Here is an 18298-nt window from a genome sequence, read left to right on the forward strand (position 1 = left end):
CGCATGGCAGTCAAGACACTCCAGGATCTGCTGAACGAGGGTGTCGAGGGTCGGGGCGTGCTGGTGCGCTCCGACCTGAACGTCCCCCTCGACGACAGCGGCCAGATCACCGACCCCGGTCGGATCATCGCCTCGGTGCCCACGCTGCGGGCGCTGGTCGAGGCCGGTGCCAAGGTGGTCGTCACGGCGCATCTGGGCCGCCCGAAGGGTGAGCCGGATCCGAAGTTCTCCCTCGCGCCGGTCGCGGCGAAGCTGGCCGAGCTGCTGGACCGCAATGTCCAGCTGGCCGGTGACGTCGTCGGCTACGACGCGCTCTCGCGCTCGGAGGGCCTCACCGACGGCGACGTGCTGCTGCTCGAGAATGTGCGTTTCGATGCGCGCGAGACCAGCAAGGACGATGCGGAGCGGGCCAAGCTGGCCGCGGCGCTGGTCGAGCTGGTCGGCGAGGACGGTGCGTTCGTCTCCGACGGCTTCGGTGTCGTGCACCGCAAGCAGGCCTCGGTCTATGACGTGGCCGAGCTGCTGCCGCATTACGCGGGCACGCTGGTCGCGGCCGAGGTCGACGTGCTGGCGAAGCTGACCGAGAATCCGGAACGCCCGTACGCGGTCGTGCTCGGTGGTTCCAAGGTCTCCGACAAGCTGGCCGTCATCGAGGCACTGGCCCCCAAGGTCGACACCCTGGTGATCGGCGGCGGCATGTGCTTCACCTTCCTCGCCGCACAGGGCCTCCCGGTGGGCAGCTCGCTGCTCCAGGAGGAGATGATCGAGACCTGCAAGGGGCTGCTGGAGCGCTACGCGGACGTCATCCACCTGCCGCGCGATATCGTCGTCGCGAACAAGTTCGCGGCCGACGCGGACTCGAAGGTGGTGCCCGCCAACGAGATTCCGGACGGCTGGCTGGGGCTGGACATCGGTCCCGAGTCGGTGAACCGGTTCGCGGCACTGCTCACCGAGGCCAAGACGGTGTTCTGGAACGGCCCGATGGGTGTGTTCGAGTTCGAGAACTTCGCCGCGGGCACCCGTGGTGTCGCCGAGGCGATCGTGACCGCGACCGGTAAGGGTGCGTTCACCGTTGTCGGCGGTGGCGATTCGGCCGCGGCCGTGCGTGCGCTCGGCCTGCCCGAGGACGGCTTCTCGCACATCTCGACCGGTGGCGGTGCGTCGCTGGAATACCTCGAGGGCAAGGAACTGCCCGGTATCGCGGTATTGGAGGACTGAACCATGGCACGCAAACCGCTCATCGCGGGCAACTGGAAGATGAACCTCAATCACCTCGAGGCCATCGCCCTGGTGCAGAAGATCGCATTCGCGCTGCCGGAGAAGTACTTCGCGAAGGTCGATGTCGCGGTCATCCCGCCGTTCACCGACATCCGCAGCGTGCAGACCCTCGTCGAGGGCGACAAGCTGCTGATCACCTATGGTGCGCAGGATGTGTCGACTCACGACGAGGGCGCCTACACCGGTGAGATCAGCGGTGCCATGCTGGCCAAACTGGGTTGCACCTTCGCGGTGGTCGGCCATTCGGAGCGGCGGCAGTACCACTCCGAGGACGACGCCACCGTGCTGGCCAAGGCCAAGCAGGCGCTGAAGTACGGGATCACCCCGATCGTGTGCATCGGCGAGGGGCTCAATGTCCGCGAAGCGAAGACCCACGTGGAATACAACCTCGAGCAGTTGCGCGGTTCGCTCAAAGGTCTGACGGCCGAAGAGATTTCGAAGATCGTCATCGCCTACGAGCCGGTCTGGGCCATCGGCACCGGTAAGGTCGCCACGCCTGCCGATGCGCAGGAGGTCTGCGGTGCGATTCGCGCGGAGCTGGCGGCATTGGCGTCGCCCGAGGTTGCCGCGGGTGTGCGGGTGCTCTACGGCGGTTCGGTGAATGCCAAGAACGTCGCCGAGTTGGTCGCGCAGACCGATATCGACGGCGCGCTGGTCGGCGGTGCGTCGCTCAAGGGCGACGAATTCGCGACGCTGTCCGCTATTGCCGCGGGTGGTCCGCTGCCCTGACGGGTGCATGCTTGATCAGCCCGGTATCACGTGTGATCGCGTGGTGCCGGGCTGATTCGCGTTGGTGGTCGGTTCGGACTTCCCGCTCGGGGCGAGCCGTCCCAGCGCCGGGATGCGATGCTGTTCGGGTCTCTGATCAGCAAGGCCGACAAGGATTTTCCCGTGAGATCAACTAAGGCGCGCGCACTGGTCACGGTTGCGCTGATGGCGTTCACCGCATTCGGGGCCGGATGCTCCAGCGATTCCTCCTCCTCGCAGGTCTCCACGAGTGCCGAGGCGAGTCCGGCTCAGCAGGATGGCGGGCATCGGAAGCTGGATCAGCTGGTCGGTGAGTGGAATGGTGCGAAGTCGACATTCATCGCCGGTGGTACCGCGGACAATCCGATCAAGAGCGATATCACCTCGCGGTGGCACTGGATCGGCAAGACGGGCAATAACTTCATGCAGGAGGAGGCAGAGGGCAGCTTCGGCGGCAAGCCGTACTACCGACTGGGCACACTCGGCTATTCGCCGACCGACGACCGCTACGAATGGTCGACGGTGGACAGCGTGACGCCGATGATGATGACCTACAAGGGCACAAAGGCCAGCGGCGGTGCTGCCGATATCGTGATGGTGGGGGAGTTCACCGATCCGGGTGTGCTGGGCCCGCAGTTCGTCGGCAAGACGATTCCGATGCGAACGGAGATCAAGCTGGAGTCGGCCGATCGGGCGACCATGGAGATCTACTTCGCGCCGCCAGGGGAGGCCGAGCGAATCGCGGACCGGGTGATCCTGACGCGCAAGTAGTCGATGTCATCGCGTGCCGGACATCGGCATTCGGGATCAGGCGGTGTGGTTGTGCACCGTGAAGCCGGTGGCGGTGAGTGCCAGCTCGAACGGCTCGTCGCGCGGGTCCATCGTGACTTCGGCGGTCCGCACGTCCGGGTAGTGCGCATGCAGTCGGTACAGGGTGCCGCGGAGCAGGTGGGCCAGTTCGGCGGGCTGCTCGGTGGCGTGCACGACGTACAGCTTGGCCACGGTATCGGAGATGCCGACCGAGCATTCGGCCAGGAGTGCGCCATCGGCGTCGATATAGCCCAAAGAGAAGGTGGTGTGCAGGAATTCGTCTCGCTCGGCGAGTAGCGCCGCGATGGTGTCCGCATCCCAGTGGCCGGATTCGTCGCGGCGGATGAGTCCGGCGGCGGTATAGAGCTCGACGTAGCGGATGAGCGTCACCGATGACGGCGGCGCGGGCAGCTTCTCGATATGGGCCGACGGGAGATCCGGCCACGGGCCGACTTCGACCTGCCAGGTGCGGCCGACCGGACGGCGGAAACCTGGTGTGCGGGAATTGTTTCGGTACTCGACCACGGTTAGGCCGCGCGTAGTGTCAGGCCGAAGCCGTTGGTATTGCGCAGGGTCAGGATGTCCGCGTCGATGGTGGCCGTTGTCTTGCCGTCGAGTGCCTTCAGTACGGCCTGCTCCACCTCCATGATCTCCGGAGCGCACATCGTCTTGGTGGCGTCGATCTGGAAGGTGACATCGGACCCATTGCCGGCGGGCGACGGTGTGGCGTGTCCGGTCATGCGGTTGCATCCGGCGCTGCCGGACACCGCGCCGTCAGGTGCGACGGTGAGTGTCGGTTTCACCTCGTCCAAGGTCTGTGACCGGATCTGCGCGTTGGGCGTCAGCAGGGCGCTGACGATCCAGGTGGTGCCGATGAGCGGCTGATCGGGCTGCGCGACCTTCTTGTCCAGCAAGGTGACGGTTGTGTCCTTCCCGGTCAGCGTCAGTGTCGCATCGTCGAGTCGCCATTTCGGCAGCGAGGTGAGCACGTTTTCCTGCCAGCTGTCGGCCTGGCTGCGCTCATCCGGACAGGCCATCAGGGTGCTGGAGAGGGTGTCGACGTGCAGAATGCCCTCGGCCAGGTCGACCGTCCCGGTGGCGGTATTGCAGCCCGAACTGGCCGTGATCTTGCCTTCGGCGAAGGTGAGCGTCATCGGTCCACCACCCGGTATCTGCTGACCCTCGACTCCGATCGAGACGAAGGTGTGGCCCATCGGCGTGGCCGCCGAATTGTGTCCCGTCTTGTCCTCGCTCGAGCAACCGGCCAGCAGCCCCGCCGCGATGGCCAGGATGATTCCGACGCGCACCGTTGTAGCTGACATGTAGCCGATGGTACGGCGGCTGTCTGTGGAAACGGTGTAACCCGGGATCCGCCGGGCCTGGTCGAACGGGATCTGGTTGTCCGCACCTCCGAGGAGGTTTCGCCCGCCGACCAGCGGCCTACCGTACGCTCATGGAACACCTTGGCGCCCAGGATGATTCACTCGATACCGCACTGCGCTTCCTGCGCGAGCCCAATCCTCCAGCCAGGCCCTGCGCGAGATCACCGTGTCTACGCGCGACAGGGCTCGGCACTGCCGATGCGAAATACTCGGTGCCTGCGCCTCAGACAGTGGTGGGCAGTGCTCGCGAGCGTATGCTGCCGCCAGTTGGTTCCCCGGAAGTGGGGGCGCGTGGGGTCGGAAGGTCACGCCGCAGCGAGATCGCCGGTTGGCTGGGCATCATCGGTGGCGCGCATTGGGCACCATCGCGGGGGTCCTGGGACTCGTGCTGTTCTTCGTCAAGAACACGGCGGGGTGCTTTTCGATCTTGATGATCGAATCGGTCGCGGGCCTGCTCAGCTGTGCGTGGCCGGGATGGATGCGTTCAGCGATGGTGAAGTGCGGTGAGTCGCCGCTACTATGCTCGGCCGCGTGACCACTGTTGATGCCCATGCTCCGCTATCGACCTGGGCGCCGTTGCGGTCGCGGATCTATCGGGCGCTGTGGACCGCGCAGTTGGTGTCGAATCTCGGAACCTGGATGCAGACGGTTGGGGCGCAGTGGATTCTGGTCGATGCGCCGAATGCCGCGACGCTGGTGGCATTTGTGCAGACGGCGACCACCTTGCCGGTGATGCTGTTGTCGATTCCATCGGGTGTGCTCGCGGATCTGTTGGATCGACGCAGGTTGTTGCTCGGGGCGCAGTCGGCCATGGCGGTACTGGCGGCGGTGCTCGCGGTGTCGACGGCGACCGGGCATACCACCCCCGGTGTGTTGTTGACTTTGCTGTTCCTGCTCGGCTGCGGGCAGGCGCTGACCGCGCCGGCGTGGCAGGCGATTCAACCGGAACTCGTTGCGCGCGAGCAGATTCCGTCCGCAGCGGCGCTGGGCAGCATGAATATCAATATCGGGCGGGCCGTCGGACCCGCGATCGCGGGTGTGCTGGTCTCGCTGTCGGGGCCGACCCTGGTGTTCGCGCTGAACGCGGTGTCGTTCGTCGGCATCGTCACGGTCCTGCTCAGCTGGCGCAGGCCGGCCAAGGAACGGAAGCTGCCCAGTGAGCGGCCGCTGGCGGCATTGCAGGCGGGTACCCGATTCATTCGGGCCGCCCCGGCGATCCGCCGGGTGCTGCTGCGTTCGATCCTGTTCATCGCTCCGGCGAGCGCGGTGTGGGCGCTGCTGCCGGTCATCGCCCGCGACGAACTCGGGCTGTCCTCATCGGGCTACGGTCTGCTGCTCGGTGCGCTCGGACTCGGCGCGGTGACAGGTGCGGTCGGTTTGTCGCGGGTCCGCGCCCTGCTGACACCCACCCAGCGGTTGACCGCGGCCGCGCTCCTGTTCGGCACGGCCTCGGTGGGTGCCGCGGTGCTGCGCAGTGTGCCGGTCGTCATGGTGCTGCTGGTCGGAGCCGGATTCGCGTGGCTGCTGGCGATGTCGACGATGAACTCGACCATGCAGCTACTGCTGCCCGCATGGGTACGGGCACGCGGGTTGTCGGTGTACATGCTGGTGTTCATGGGCGGCCAAGCGCTCGGGTCGCTGGTGTGGGGTCTGGTCGCAGGCGCGGTGGGGCCGGTGACGGCGCTGCTCGCCGCCGCGGTGCTGTTGGCCGGATCCGCGCTGAGTTCGGTCTGGCTGCCGATCCGCCATAACGCGGAGGAACTGGACCTGAGCCCGAGCGCGTTTTGGCCCGAACCGCAACTGGTCGTCGAACCGGATCCCGAGGACGGTCCGGTGCTGGTGCTGCGCACCTACGACGTTCCGCCGGAGAAGGTCGAGGAATATCTGGCCGCCATGGTGTTCGTCGGACGGTCCATGCAGCGCACCGGTGCGATGGAATGGCGGTTGTATCGGGATGTCGGCGTGGTCGACCGCTACGTGGAGGCCTTCGTGGTGCGCTCCTGGTCGGAGCATATGCACCAGCATCAGGTGCGGCTCACCGCCCAAGATCAACTGCGGGAACGCGCCGTCGCGGAGTTCATGATCGGCCGAGACACCACCACCCACCTCGTCGCGGTGCAGACTCCGTAGGTCGTCTCCAGCCGGGGTGATTATGCAGGTACGGATGCACACCCATAGACTGTCCGGCATGCGGATGTTCCTGGATATCCTCCTGATCATCACCAGCGTGCTGCTGGTGCTGCTGGTGCTGCTGCACCGCGCCAAGGGTGGAGGTCTGTCCAGCTTGTTTGGTGGCGGCGTGCAGTCCAGCCTGTCCGGTTCCACCGTCGTCGAGAAGAACCTCGACCGCATCACCATCTTCACCGGCCTGATCTGGCTCATCGCCATCCTCGGCATCGGCCTGGAGATCAAGTTCGCTTGAGTTGCCGCGCGATATCTTTTCGCGCGAATCGCGAGCACACCATGACGGCCGCCACCGTCGCTGCCGCCAGCACGGCGGTCGCGACCCCGAACGCCAGCGCATAACCGTCGCCGATTACCGGTGCGACTACCAGGGGACCCAGCGTCTGCCCCGCGCCGTAGCCCGCGGTGAGGGTGGCCGCGGCCCGCTGGCCGGTCAGTTCGGTGCCGAGCCGGATCGCCACCATGGTGATGCCCATGAACGTGCCACCGAACAGCGCCGCCGCGACAATCGCGGGCCAGGTGGTCCTCGACCCGGCGAGCAGCGCCGCCGCCGCGCACTGCGCGAGTAGTCCGAGAACGAGGGCGGTCGCCGGCGACCAGCGGCGCGCGATCAAGCCCCAGAGCACCGCCGGTGCGGCGGCCACCCCGACGATCACCCATATCGCCGAGCCGAGCGCCGCACTGTGCGCGCCTACGGCGGCGACCAGGAATGTGCCGATCACGATATAGCCGACACCCTCGAGCGAATATGCGATGAGCAGCGCCCGCCAGGCTGTGCTCGGTCGATCGGTGCCGACCACCTCGGCAGTCCGAATACCGTGGATATCGAGTCGGAATGCCGGGAGCAGCAATACCGCGGTCAGTCCGGCGGCGCCGAGCCACAGCCCCTGCCAGGACAGCACCGGCCGCGCGAGCAACGCCAGCAACCCGGTGAGAGCGATACCGAAGCCGACCCCACCGAAGGCGATACCCGCCCGGTGCCCGCCGAGCTGCGCGATCGCACTTGCACAGCCGACGAATATCACCGCGCTGGCCACGCCCGCGATCAGTCGCAGCAGTGTCGGAATCAGGGTGGGACTCGGCAGCACGACCAGCGCCTCACTGACCACCAGTGCTCCGGCCGCAACGCGAAAAGACATGCGGCTGTTGAGATTCGGTCGCCGCGCGAGCAGTACCGCGCCGGCGAGATAGCCCGCGTAGTTGGCGGCGGCGATGAGCGCGCCGTCATGGGCGTCGATGCGGTGCGCATCCACCATCGCGGGCAGCAGGGGTGTGTAGGCGAAGCGGCCGACACCGACGGCTGCGGCGAGGCCAGTGCCGGCGGCGAGCGCTGGTCCGAGGGTGCGGCGCGGGGTGTCGAGCAGGGCTGATCCGGTCACAAGCACCGACGGTATGGTTCGTCGGCAAGGCTGTGAAATGCTTTCTGTGCACGATGTATACGCTCGACGCATGGATATCGAGCTGCGGCACCTACGGGCGTACCTCGCACTTTGTGAGGAAACGAACTACACCCGCGCCGCCGCCCGGCTGCACCTCAGCCAGCCCGCGCTGACTCGAACGATTCAGCAATTGGAGCGCCTCGTCGAATGTCGGTTGATCGAACGGACCTCTCGGCGCTTCCAGCTGACCGAAGAGGGGGAGGAATTGCTGGAGCACAGCAGGCGGATCATCGGCGATATCGACACCGTCCAGGCGGATCTGCGCAGGCGCGCCACGATCGAGGTCGGGTTCTCCTGGCTGCTGCCCGATGCTTGGTTCACCGCGACCCGCACCCGATACGAGGCCCTCGGGGGTCGGATTTCGCTGCGCCGGGTCGAGGATCCGATGGCGGCACTGGACGACCGGTCGATCGATATCGCCATCCACCGCAACGATATCTGGCTGCCGCACCACCTCGAATCCCGCGAAATCGGTTCCGAGCAGCGGGTATTGGCGGTTTCGGTGCACTCGCCGCTGGCGCATGCGGGTGCGGTGCGCTGGGCCCAGCTCGCGCACTGTCCGTTGGTGGCCAATACCGTCTCCGGCACCACCAACGCCGAATCGTGGAATCCGCCCGATCCGAACCGGACCGTCATTACCTGCACGAATTTCGACGAGTGGATCGAACTCGTCGCGGCCGAACGCGGTATCGGAATCGTGCCCGCGCTGGCGCGCACCCGTGCGCCGCATCCGGGCGTGGTCTATGTCGACATTGTGGATGCCCCACGGTCGCATATCTATCTGACCTGGCGGGTGAAGCCGACGCCCTTGCGTTCGGTACAGCGCTTCCTCGGCGTCGCGTGAACGGTGTCAGTCGCTGCGTGGGATACGCCCATCGACGTCGGTGAAACCGTATTCGTCGGCGAGATCCGCTATGCGCCAAGCTGATCCGGAACGATCACAGCGATTCGGATCGGCGGCCAGTGCGACGACGGCGCGGCCGGGAAAGCGCGGGGATTCGGCGGCGTCGAGGTCGAAGGTGCCCTCGCCAGGAAGGGTGACGATGCGACGGCCGTCCGCATTGAGTGGAACCAGTTGCAGCAGTTCGGTATCGACGATGCCCGGCCATAGCGATACCACGGTGACGCCGGTGTCGGCGAGATCGTCGGCCATATCAGAGGTGAGGCGGTCCAACGCGGCTTTGGCGACGCCGTACACCGCGTTGTGCATGTACCGCTCCGCGCCCGGGGATGAGATATTGGCGATCAGTCCCGCCGATTCGATCAGCAGGGGGGCCGCGAAAAAGCTTGCCGTGTAATGCGAGCGGACGCCGACGTCGAAGGTTTCGTCCCAGGCCGTCGGCGGCACCTCCCAGAACGGTTTGCCGAGCCAGCGTGCGGCGGCGGGGGAGTTGTAGACATTGTTCACCAGCACGTCCAGCCGGCCGTGCTCGGTGCGGATCCGCTCGAAGAGGCGCTCGACCGCATCGTCGTCTCGGTGATCGCAGACGACCGGAATGCCCGTGCCGCCGAGCGCGTCGATCTCCGCAGCGCTCGCGTGCACGGTCCCCGGCAGACGTCCGGGGGTGGCCGAGCGTCCGGTGACGTACACCGTCGCGCCCGCCGCGCCCAATTCCAGCGCGATGCCCTTGCCGATCCCGCGGCTCGCGCCGGTCACCACCGCGACCTTGTCGCGGAGAACCTGAGGTATTCCGTCCACGATCCTGGGACACTACCGTGAAACAAGAACGCGTTCTAGGTTTTGGAGGTCGTTGTGGACTTGATTCATCGGTTCGTGACGGGTGGCGGCATCCGCATGCACGTCGCCGAGCAGGGCGAGGGGCATCCGGTGATCTTCTGTCACGGCTTCCCGCATACCTGGTTCATGTGGCATCGCCAGCTCGAGGCCATCGCCGCGGCGGGTTACCGGGCCATCGCGCCCGATTTGCGCGGCTATGGGCGCACAGAGGTGCCTGCCGATATCGACGACTACACCAACCGGGCCGTAATCGGCGATCTGCTCGGCCTGCTCGATGACATCGGAGCCGAACAAGCGGTTTTCGTTGGCTTGGACTTCGGGGCGGCCCTGGTGTGGGAGCTGGCGCTGCGCGCACCGGAACGGGTCAGCGCCGTCATCGTGCTCAATAATCCGTATGCCCCGCGCCCGCCGCGTGCGCCATCGCGGCTGTGGGCCAAGGCCGCCGAACGCCACTTCCTGCACCTCGACTATTTTCAGCGGCCCGGTATTGCCGATGCCGAACTCGGCGGCCGCACAAGGGAATTCCTGGCGCGCGTCTACTTTTCCCTGAGCGCCGACTATCACTATCTCGACACCTGGCGTTTCCCCGCCGATGGGACCGGCTACCTCGACGTACTCCCCGAAGCGCCACTGCTGCCGTGGCGTTGGCTCTCGATCGCCGAATTCGACACTCTGGCACAGGATTTCGAGCACACGGGCTTTACCGGCGGCCTCAACTGGTACCGCGCCCTCGACCGGAACTGGGAACTGACCGCCGAATTCGCCGACGCCCAGATCGCCGTCCCCACCTATTTCCTCTACGGCGACCGGGATCCGGATATGGAGGGCTTCAGCGGCCGGGACCCACTGGCCACCCTGCGCGCCAACGTCACCGATCTGCGCGCCGTCACCAAGGTGGCGGACGCGGGACATCTGGTCCAGCTGGAACGCACCGACGAGGTCAATACGCTGATCCTCGACCACTTGCGCGATCTGGTCCCGAACTCCGCGGACGTCGGCGCGTAACCGCCACTGGCATCGGCGGCGGACCCCTCCCGTCCGAACTCGCGCGCGGCCGTCGGGTCAGCGGTATTCGTTGGTGAGTTCGGGGTAGTCGGCCCAGGACGGCAGGGGGCGGCGCTCGAGGTAGGCAGTGACGCGGTCGAGCAGGTATTGCCAGCGGGGTCCGACGGAACACGCGTCGGTCGGGCAGACGTGGCGGCGGATCAGTTCGACATTGGTAATGACGCCGACCTGGGTCATATGCAGTTCGAGAATGCCGCCATCGATGTGGATGACCAGATCGTGCGGTGCGCGGCAGTCGTCGACGCGAATCGCGATCGGGCCGGGGACCGGGCCGTCGGTCGGTTCGATGGTCAGATTGCCATTGCCGCCGGATACCGCACCGAACCAGCGGTCGAGCTGGCGGCGTTCGGTGCAGGCGGACCATACGTCGAGTACGGGCATCCGGAAGGATCGGAGAAAGTGCAGGAGCACGAGCTCCCCGTCGATCGCCCGATCATGTTCGGGTCGTACCTCGCCGAGCATGGACATCATCGTCATAGCCGTGCCCTTCCGCTGCTGGTCACCGTAGGTTCCACTGTATTTCCCCATGGGCGCCGCCGAATCCGATTCACCGGAAGTGGGGCTTGCGCGTGTCGGATCCGCCGGTGTCCGATTCGTCGGGTCCGCGGAAATTGACGGCCCATGCCGTCCCGCAAACACGGGCAAGGGCGGTTCAGCGGGCGGTCAGCAGTTTGGTGGCGGCCGACTCGATTTGGGGTTCGTCCAAGAGGACGGTGGTGGCGGCGGGGCCAAGGGGGATGAAGCTGTCTTGACTGGTCACGCGGGTGATGGGGCCGTCGAAGCCCGCGTCTATCAGGGCGGCGCAGATGGATTCGGAGATGCCGCCGGTGCGGCGGGTTTCATCGGCGATGAGCACGCGGCCGGTGGCGCGGGCGTGATGAATGAGGTCGTCGACGGGCAGGGGGTTGAGCCAGCGCAGGTCGAGAACTCGGGCATCGATGCCTTGCGTTGAGAGGCGTTGCGCCACGCGCAGACTCATGGGAACGCCGTTGGCGAAGGTGACGATGGTGAGGTCGCGGCCGTCGCCGTAGATGCGGGCGCTGCCGATGGCGATGTGATCGGTCTCGGAAGTTGGTGCGAGCCAGGCGTTGTCACCTGAGCGGTACAGGTCGCGGGAGTGGTATAGGGCGATGGGTTCGAGGTAGACGCAGACCCGGCCGTCGACACGGGCGGCGGAGACACAGGTGCGGAGCATGGCGGCGGCATCATCGGCGCGGGCGGGGGAGGCGATGATCAGACCCGGGATATCGCGCAGTGCCGCAATGGAATTGTCATTGTGGAAGTGACCGCCGAACCCCTTCTGATAACCATATCCGGCAATCCGGACGACCATCGGATTCCGGTATCGCCCCTGCGAAAAGTACGACAGGGTTGCTGCTTCCCCGCGCAACTGGTCGGCGGCATTGTGCACGTAGGCGAGGTATTGAATCTCCGGAATCGGTACGAATCCGGCGAGTCCTGCCCCCAAAGCCGTTCCGAGCACACTCTGTTCATCGAGCAGCGTATCGAATACCCGTCGCGCTCCGAACTGCTTCCGCAGCCCTTTGGTGACGCCGTACACGCCACCCTTGTGCCCGACATCCTCGCCGAACACGAGCACATCGCAGGCTCGCGCCAACAGGTCCGCGAGCGTTTGATTGACAGCCTGCGCAAAGGTCACCGGATCACCAATGGCCGTCGGTTGTTCCATCGTGTCATGGGCGGACGTGTTGTCGCTTCCGGTGTCGTCTGCGGCTGTGGTGTCGCGAGTGCCTGCGGTGGTGCCTGCCGTGTCGCGAGTATTCGTGCGGTCCCGCGTCGTTTCCCTGGCGGTGACGTCGGCGACCGGCGTGGCGGTGCCCGGTTGTCCATTGCCGCGCGGCCTTTCGTCGCGCTGGCCGGGCCGCGCACCGTTGGGAATATCGGACCGGAGCGAACCTCGACGGAAGACGTCGGCGCGCACCAGGTCCGGGTGTAGCTGCGCCAACGGTGCCATGATGTCGGCCGCGGATGTCAGTTTCGGTTCGCGCCAGACCGATTCGGCCGTGGCGGTGACCCGCGCGCCGATATCGTCGTAGCGTTCGAGGATTTCGGCCGGGGTGGCGACTCCCGAGGAGACCAGGATGCGCGCGGTCGCGGTGACCGGATCGCGCACGAGGTCGGCGGTGATATCGGCGGGGCGGCGGTAGGCGGATTCGACATCGGATCCGGCATGACCCAGCAGGCGCACGGTACGCAGGTGGAGGAAGGCGGGTTTACGGGTTTCGCGAACCCAATCGGCCGCCTCGACGGCGGTCAGCGCGGCGTCGAGGAGGTCGCAGCCGTCCGCATCGAAGTACCGCAGGCCGACGCGGATGCCGTAGGCCTGTTCGATCCAATCCGGTGGCGTCGGGACGCTGATGCCGATGCCATTGTCCTCGCAGACGAACAGCAGCGGCAGCGCAACCCCTTGGTGCGCAGTATGAATCGCAGCATTGATGGCACCGGTGGCCGTGGAGTGATTGGCCGAGGCATCACCGAAACTGCAGATCACCACCGAATCCGACGGCCATTCGCAGGCGACGCCGAGTCGGGACGCGCGTTCGATCGCGAAGGCGAGTCCGACGGCGCGCGGCAGATGCGAGGCGATGGTGGAGGTCTGCGGTATCACCGACGCCGGTTTGCTGCCGAAAACCTTATGCCTGCCGCCGGATATCGGTTCGGCGGCCGCGGCGACGACACCGAGCAGCACATCTCGGATGGGGTCGAGGCCGGGCACCTGCCTGGCCCGGTGCACGAAGAACGCGCCGGAGCGATAGTGCAGCAATGCCGGATCGGTGGGGCGCAGGGCCGCCGCCACCGCCGCATTGCCCTCGTGCCCGGAGGATCCGATGCTGTAGTAGCCGCGTTTCGCATTGCCCAAACGGCGCGCCGCCAGGTCGAGATGCCTGCTCGTCGCCTGCGATTCGAACAGCTCCAGGCACTGGGTTCCGGTCAGCCCGGCACCCGGCTCGAGCGGCTGCTCGACGGCACGGCGCGGCTGCGGTGTCAGCGCCGATACCTCGGCACGAAACCGCTCATCAAGGTCGACTCGCTGTTCGCTCACCCTGTGATCATCTCCGACGAACGCGGCCTCGGGTATCGCATTTGGACCGTATTTCTGAAAATATTTTGATAACCACGGCAGTCGCAAGGAATTTCTCCGTGAAATCCTGGTCTTGGATCCGGGATTTATCGGCGATAGCAGTGCGGCCGGTCAACCGAGACCAGAGCGCGGAGGGCGACGCGCGCCGTCAACGCGACTGTTCCGTCTCCGAGATCGTGCGTCGCAGTAAGTCGCGAGCCGCGTCCAGTTCGGTCGCACGCCGATCCAGCTCCGCCAGTCGCTCCTGTAGCGCGGGCAGCACCCCGGGACAGGCGCGCAACGCACCGCCGTCATCGGTGCACGGCAGCACCTGCCCGATCACCCGGGTCGAGAGTCCCGCGGCGAGCAAGGCGCGAATCCGCGCGACACGCTCCTCGGCCCCGTCGTCGTACTCGCGATATCCGTTATGGCGGCGCTCGGCCGAGAGCAGTCCGACGCGCTCGTAATACCGCAACAGCCGTTCGCTGGTACCCGTGCGGCTGGCCAGCTCACCGATCAGCATGACTTGACCTTCTCATGGTGTCAGGGATCAACACTGAGCGCCGCAGCTCGATTCCTGAGGAGAACCATTGATCATCGACGCACACAGCCATGTACACGATCCGCTCACCGACCACATCGCGCTACTCGATGAGGCGGGCGTGGACAAAACCGTGCTCTTCATGACCAGACCGCATCCCGAACGCGCCCGAGACCTCACCGAACTGCGCCAGGAGATGGATCGCCTGCACCAAGCGCTGGCTGGTGGCGGCAGCCTCGGTCGCGAAACGGCTCGGCGCGAACTCGACGCGGCACTCACCGCATACCCGGACCGCTTCATCGGCTTCGCCTCGGTACCGCTGGACGCACCCGATATCGATGTTATTGTCGACCGCGATGTGGTCGGCCACGGATTGCGCGGCATCGGTGAGTTGACCCCGCCGCCCGACCAGGCCGTCCTGATCGAGCCGGTACTCCGTGCCGCCAACGATCACCATGGGCTCCCCGTCGTCGTCCACGGCGCCGCGCCCACCACCGCTGCCGATCTGCGCACCCTGACCGAGCTGGCACGACGCTACCCGCGCGTGCCCCTCGTGGTATCCCAACTCGGCGGCGCGCACTGGATGGACGCGATCGAACTGGTCCGCGACACCCCGAATATGTACCTCGAACTGTCCACTGCCAGTATCGTTTTCGCGGTCCGCCTGGCCATCGCCGAAATTCCCGAGCGCACCCTCTTCGGCTCGGACGCCCCTTACGGCGACCCGCTCCTCGCGCGCACCACCGTCGAACGAGCCACGCGCTCCCCGCAGGTGCGTGAACTCGTCCTCGGCGCAACAGTGCAGCAGTTGCTGAACTAGCCGGGCGCTACGGCAGCGCGGCGGCAGCCTCTCGATCCAGCAGCCACGTCGTGGATTCCGATCCGATAGCGCCCGCCGCGGGGATATCGACCGGGTCGGCACCCGCGAGCGCCGCGGCCACGGCGTCGGCCTTGGCCGCACCGCCGACAACCAGTACGACATGCCGTGAATGCCGCACCGCGGGCAGCGTCAGCGTGACCCGCACCGGCGGCGGCTTCGGCGAATTCGGTACCGCGACAACGAGTTCGTGCTGTTCCCGAACCGCATCTGTGTGCGGGAACAGCGAATTCACGTGTCCCTCACCACCCATACCGAGCAGATGCAGATCGAATGCCCCGTGCTCGGCGAGATGCGCGTGCACCGCCGTCGAGTACTCCGCGGCGGCCTCGACCGGATCCGGATACTCGCCGTCGGATGTGGCAACCGGATGCACCCGGGACGGATCGACCGGCACGTGATCGAGCAACGCCTGGCGCGCCTGCAGATCATTGCGCTCCGAATCGCCCGCGGGCACGAATCGCTCGTCACCCCAGAACACATCGAGCCGCGACCAGTCGATATCCCCTGGCGACTTGCGAACCAGCTCCAACAGTCCGATCCCGGTACCGCCGCCGGTCAGTACGACCGACGCGGAGCCACGGGCGGTCTGCGCGGCCACCACGACCTCGACGAATCGGACCGCCGCCGCGGCCACCAGCGCATCGGTATCGTCGTGCAGCGCGACCGTGGGTGTTGCCGAGTCCTCACTCATAGGTCACCCTCTCGATTCCGGCGAGCGCCTCGGCGTAGATTTCGTCGGCGTCGAGGCGTCGCAGTTCTTCGGCGAGGCAATCGCGAGTTTCTCGACGCGCCAAGGCGATTCGCTGATCCGGATCACCCGTGCGGGTGAGTGTTGCGGTCCGGCCGGTCTGCGGCCGCTCGATCGCGATGGACACCGTCGGGCGATGCACCTCCACCCGCAACGCGCCGGAACGCCGCCGCACCGGGCATTCGAGCCGGGCGGCCAGCCATCCGGCGAGCATATCCAGCGCCGGTTCGTCATGCAGTCCGGAGATGGTCACCGAATCCACCGGCTCGAACGGCGGTTCGTCCATGGCGGCCGCGAGCAGCGCCCGCCAATAGGTGATGCGGCTCCACGCCAGATCGGTGTCCCCGGAGGCGTAGCTACCGAGTCGCTTCTTGATCGTCGCCTGCGGGTCGGCGGCGAAGGTGGCATCGGTGATGCGGCGAGTCGCCAAGCGCCCCACCGAATCCTTGGATGGGAACTCCGGGGCTCCGCGCGGCCACCACGCGACCACGGGGGTGTCCGGCAGCAGGAACGGGATGACGACGCTGCTCTCGTGATTGATCAGATCGCCCTGTAGCCGCAGCACTATCACCTCGGCCGCACCGGCATCGCCGCCGACGCGAATCTGGGCGTCCAGCCTGGTCTCGGCCTCCCGATCGCCACGGGCCAGCACGACCACCCGACAGGGATGTTCGCGACTGGCGTCATTGGCCGCATCGATGGCGTCCTCTGCCTCGGAACTGTCCAGGGTGCATACGACCAGGGTCAGCACCCGGCCCATGGTGATCACGCCATTGCTCTCGCGCAGCCGCACCAGCCGCTTGGTGACCTCGCCGGTCGTGGTCTGCGGCATATCCACGATCATGGCCGCCGCCATTCGCGCCCGGTGCGGGCGAGCATTTCGTCGGCCGAGGCCGGACCCCAGGTACCCGCCTCGTACTGTTCGGGTTTGCCTTCGGTGGACCAGTGCTCGAGCACCGGATCCAGGATGCGCCAGGACAATTCGACCTCCGCGTTCACCGGGAACAGCGACGGCACCCCGAGCAGTACGTCGAGGATCAGGCGTTCATAGGCCTCGGGAGAGGATTCGGTGAACGACTCGCCGTAGCTGAAATCCATATTGACGTCGCGCACTTCCATGCTCGACCCGGGCACCTTCGAACCGAAGCGCGTGGTGATGCCCTCATCGGGCTGTACCCGGATCACCAGGGCGTTCTGCCCGAGATCTTCGGTCATCGTATTGTCGAACGGCAGATGGGGCGCCCGCTTGAACACCACCGCGATCTCGGTCACCCTGCGGCCCAGGCGTTTTCCGGTGCGCAGGTAGAACGGGACGCCCGCCCAGCGCCGGGTGTCGACCTCGAGGGTGATCGCCGCGTAAGTCTCGGTGCGCGACTGCGGGTCGAAGCCCTCCTCGTCGAGCAGTCCGACCACATGCTCGCCACCCTGCCAGCCCTCCGCGTACTGGCCGCGTGCGGTGGTTTCATCAAGGGGTTCAACGAGTTTGGTCGCCGAGAGCACCTTGATCTTTTCGGTCTGCAGCTGTTTGGGCTCGAAGCTGATCGGCTCCTCCATCGCGGTCAGCGCGAGCAGCTGCAGCAGATGATTCTGGATGACGTCGCGGGCGGCACCGATGCCGTCGTAATAACCTGCGCGCCCGCCCAATCCGATGTCCTCGGCCATGGTGATCTGGACGTGGTCGACGTAGTTGGCGTTCCAGATCGGATCGTAGAGCTGGTTGGCGAAGCGCAGCGCCAGGATGTTCTGCACCGTCTCCTTGCCGAGATAGTGATCGATGCGGAACACCGTCTCCTCCGGGAAAACCCGGTTGACCAGCGCATTGAGTTCGACCGCGCTGTCCAGATCGTGTCCGAACGGCTTCTCGATCACCACCCGGCGCCACAGCCTGCGGCCCTCGGCATCGGTCGTCGACGGTTGCGCCAGTTTGTGTTCGGAGAGCTGATCGAGCACCACCGGGAACATATTCGGCGGAATCGACAGGTAGAAGGCGTGATTGCCGCCGGTGCCGCGGTCCTTGTCCAGCTTCGCCAGGGTGTCGGCGAGTTTGGCGAAGGCGGCATCGTCGTCGAAGGAGCCCTGCACGAACCGGATGCCCTCGGCCAGGTGGTCCCAGACTTCCTGACGGAAGGGCGTGCGCGCATGGGCCCTTACCGCCTCGAGCACGACCTTCGCGAAATCCTCATCCGCGTAGTCCCGGCGGGCGAAGCCGACCAGTGCGAAGCCCGGGGGCAGCAGCCCCCGGTTCGCCAGATCGTAGATGGCCGGCATCAGCTTCTTCCGGGACAGATCGCCGGTGACGCCGAAGATCACCATGCTGCACGGCCCCGCGATGCGGGGCACTCGCTTATCCCGCTCGTCGCGGAGCGGGTTCTTCCAGGTATTCGTCTGTGTGCCAGCCATCGGG

Annotated in this window: 18 protein-coding genes; 8 read left to right on the top strand and 10 right to left on the bottom strand. The window is 66.3% G+C overall.

Features of this window, described 5'->3' with window-relative positions; all coding sequences use genetic code 11:
* Positions 1-3 precede the first annotated feature (3 nt).
* The 3 genes from ACQP0C_RS16120 to ACQP0C_RS16130 all read left to right on the top strand — a co-directional run bounded on the left by ACQP0C_RS16120 (position 4) and on the right by ACQP0C_RS16130 (position 2796).
* Positions 4-1218 (top strand): phosphoglycerate kinase, encoded by a 1215-nt coding sequence (locus tag ACQP0C_RS16120; RefSeq protein WP_433733693.1) that lies wholly within the window; start codon positions 4-6, stop codon positions 1216-1218.
* 3 nt (positions 1219-1221) lie between these two features.
* On the top strand, positions 1222-2007 hold the full coding sequence (gene tpiA / locus ACQP0C_RS16125; protein ID WP_433733694.1) for a triose-phosphate isomerase: 786 nt from the start codon (positions 1222-1224) through the stop codon (positions 2005-2007).
* A 162-nt stretch (positions 2008-2169) separates the two neighbouring features.
* Positions 2170-2796, top strand: coding sequence for a DUF1579 family protein (locus ACQP0C_RS16130; RefSeq protein ID WP_433733695.1), 627 nt, complete (start codon positions 2170-2172; stop codon positions 2794-2796).
* A 36-nt stretch (positions 2797-2832) separates the two neighbouring features.
* Here the strand turns inward: ACQP0C_RS16130 and ACQP0C_RS16135 are convergent, their stop codons facing one another.
* Positions 2833-3360, bottom strand: a complete 528-nt coding sequence (locus ACQP0C_RS16135) for a hypothetical protein (protein WP_433733696.1) — start codon at positions 3358-3360, stop codon at positions 2833-2835.
* Between the two features lie 2 nt (positions 3361-3362).
* Entirely contained in the window at positions 3363-4157 is a 795-nt protein-coding gene (locus ACQP0C_RS16140) for an META domain-containing protein (protein WP_433733697.1), read from the bottom strand.
* A 579-nt stretch (positions 4158-4736) separates the two neighbouring features.
* Between ACQP0C_RS16140 and ACQP0C_RS16145 the strand changes: the two genes are divergently transcribed.
* Both ACQP0C_RS16145 and secG read left to right on the top strand, forming a co-directional pair.
* On the top strand, positions 4737-6347 hold the full coding sequence (locus tag ACQP0C_RS16145) for an MFS transporter (RefSeq protein WP_433733698.1): 1611 nt from the start codon (positions 4737-4739) through the stop codon (positions 6345-6347).
* Positions 6348-6405: 58 nt separating this feature from the next.
* Entirely contained in the window at positions 6406-6639 is a 234-nt protein-coding gene (gene secG, locus ACQP0C_RS16150) for a preprotein translocase subunit SecG (protein ID WP_062991810.1), read from the top strand.
* Here secG and ACQP0C_RS16155 read toward each other — a convergent pair.
* Complete coding sequence (locus ACQP0C_RS16155; protein ID WP_433733699.1) at positions 6626-7780, bottom strand: YbfB/YjiJ family MFS transporter; 1155 nt, start codon at positions 7778-7780, stop codon at positions 6626-6628. The two genes, secG and ACQP0C_RS16155, sit on opposite strands and share 14 nt — an antisense overlap.
* Before the next feature lie 70 nt (positions 7781-7850).
* On the opposite strand from ACQP0C_RS16155, the gene ACQP0C_RS16160 reads away from it, so the two are divergent.
* Positions 7851-8684, top strand: coding sequence for a LysR family transcriptional regulator (locus ACQP0C_RS16160; RefSeq protein WP_433733700.1), 834 nt, complete (start codon positions 7851-7853; stop codon positions 8682-8684).
* A 6-nt stretch (positions 8685-8690) separates the two neighbouring features.
* Here the strand turns inward: ACQP0C_RS16160 and ACQP0C_RS16165 are convergent, their stop codons facing one another.
* Positions 8691-9539 carry an SDR family NAD(P)-dependent oxidoreductase gene (locus tag ACQP0C_RS16165; RefSeq protein ID WP_433733701.1) on the bottom strand — a complete coding sequence of 283 codons (849 nt, stop codon included), beginning with the start codon at positions 9537-9539 and terminating at the stop codon, positions 8691-8693.
* A 54-nt stretch (positions 9540-9593) separates the two neighbouring features.
* Between ACQP0C_RS16165 and ACQP0C_RS16170 the strand changes: the two genes are divergently transcribed.
* Positions 9594-10583 carry an alpha/beta fold hydrolase gene (locus ACQP0C_RS16170; RefSeq protein ID WP_433733702.1) on the top strand — a complete coding sequence of 330 codons (990 nt, stop codon included), beginning with the start codon at positions 9594-9596 and terminating at the stop codon, positions 10581-10583.
* 57 nt (positions 10584-10640) lie between these two features.
* Here ACQP0C_RS16170 and ACQP0C_RS16175 read toward each other — a convergent pair whose 3' ends face one another.
* The 3 genes from ACQP0C_RS16175 to ACQP0C_RS16185 form a co-directional block, all read right to left on the bottom strand.
* Entirely contained in the window at positions 10641-11171 is a 531-nt protein-coding gene (locus ACQP0C_RS16175) for a hypothetical protein (protein WP_433733703.1), read from the bottom strand.
* 124 nt (positions 11172-11295) lie between these two features.
* Positions 11296-13707: a thiamine pyrophosphate-dependent enzyme gene (locus ACQP0C_RS16180; protein ID WP_433733704.1), complete on the bottom strand. Its 2412-nt coding sequence runs from the start codon at positions 13705-13707 to the stop codon at positions 11296-11298.
* Between the two features lie 187 nt (positions 13708-13894).
* Positions 13895-14248 (bottom strand): MerR family transcriptional regulator, encoded by a 354-nt coding sequence (locus ACQP0C_RS16185; protein ID WP_433733705.1) that lies wholly within the window; start codon positions 14246-14248, stop codon positions 13895-13897.
* Between the two features lie 67 nt (positions 14249-14315).
* Here ACQP0C_RS16185 and ACQP0C_RS16190 point away from each other — a divergent pair, with 67 nt between their 5' ends.
* Positions 14316-15086, top strand: coding sequence for an amidohydrolase family protein (locus tag ACQP0C_RS16190; protein ID WP_433733706.1), 771 nt, complete (start codon positions 14316-14318; stop codon positions 15084-15086).
* Positions 15087-15093: 7 nt separating this feature from the next.
* Here ACQP0C_RS16190 and pgl read toward each other — a convergent pair whose 3' ends face one another.
* From pgl to zwf, 3 genes are read right to left on the bottom strand one after another with little or no spacing between them, the layout of a single operon-like run.
* On the bottom strand, positions 15094-15837 hold the full coding sequence (gene pgl / locus ACQP0C_RS16195) for a 6-phosphogluconolactonase (protein ID WP_433733707.1): 744 nt from the start codon (positions 15835-15837) through the stop codon (positions 15094-15096).
* Positions 15830-16738 carry a glucose-6-phosphate dehydrogenase assembly protein OpcA gene (opcA, locus tag ACQP0C_RS16200; RefSeq protein ID WP_433733708.1) on the bottom strand — a complete coding sequence of 303 codons (909 nt, stop codon included), beginning with the start codon at positions 16736-16738 and terminating at the stop codon, positions 15830-15832. Before opcA ends, pgl begins: the two co-directional genes overlap by 8 nt.
* Positions 16735-18294: a glucose-6-phosphate dehydrogenase gene (gene zwf, locus ACQP0C_RS16205; RefSeq protein ID WP_433733709.1), complete on the bottom strand. Its 1560-nt coding sequence runs from the start codon at positions 18292-18294 to the stop codon at positions 16735-16737. The genes opcA and zwf overlap by 4 nt, the downstream gene beginning before the upstream one ends.
* Positions 18295-18298 lie beyond the last annotated feature (4 nt).

Origin of the sequence: Nocardia sp. CA-129566 (assembly GCF_050956075.1) — a bacterium.
Classification (GTDB): Bacteria; Actinomycetota; Actinomycetes; order Mycobacteriales; family Mycobacteriaceae; genus Nocardia.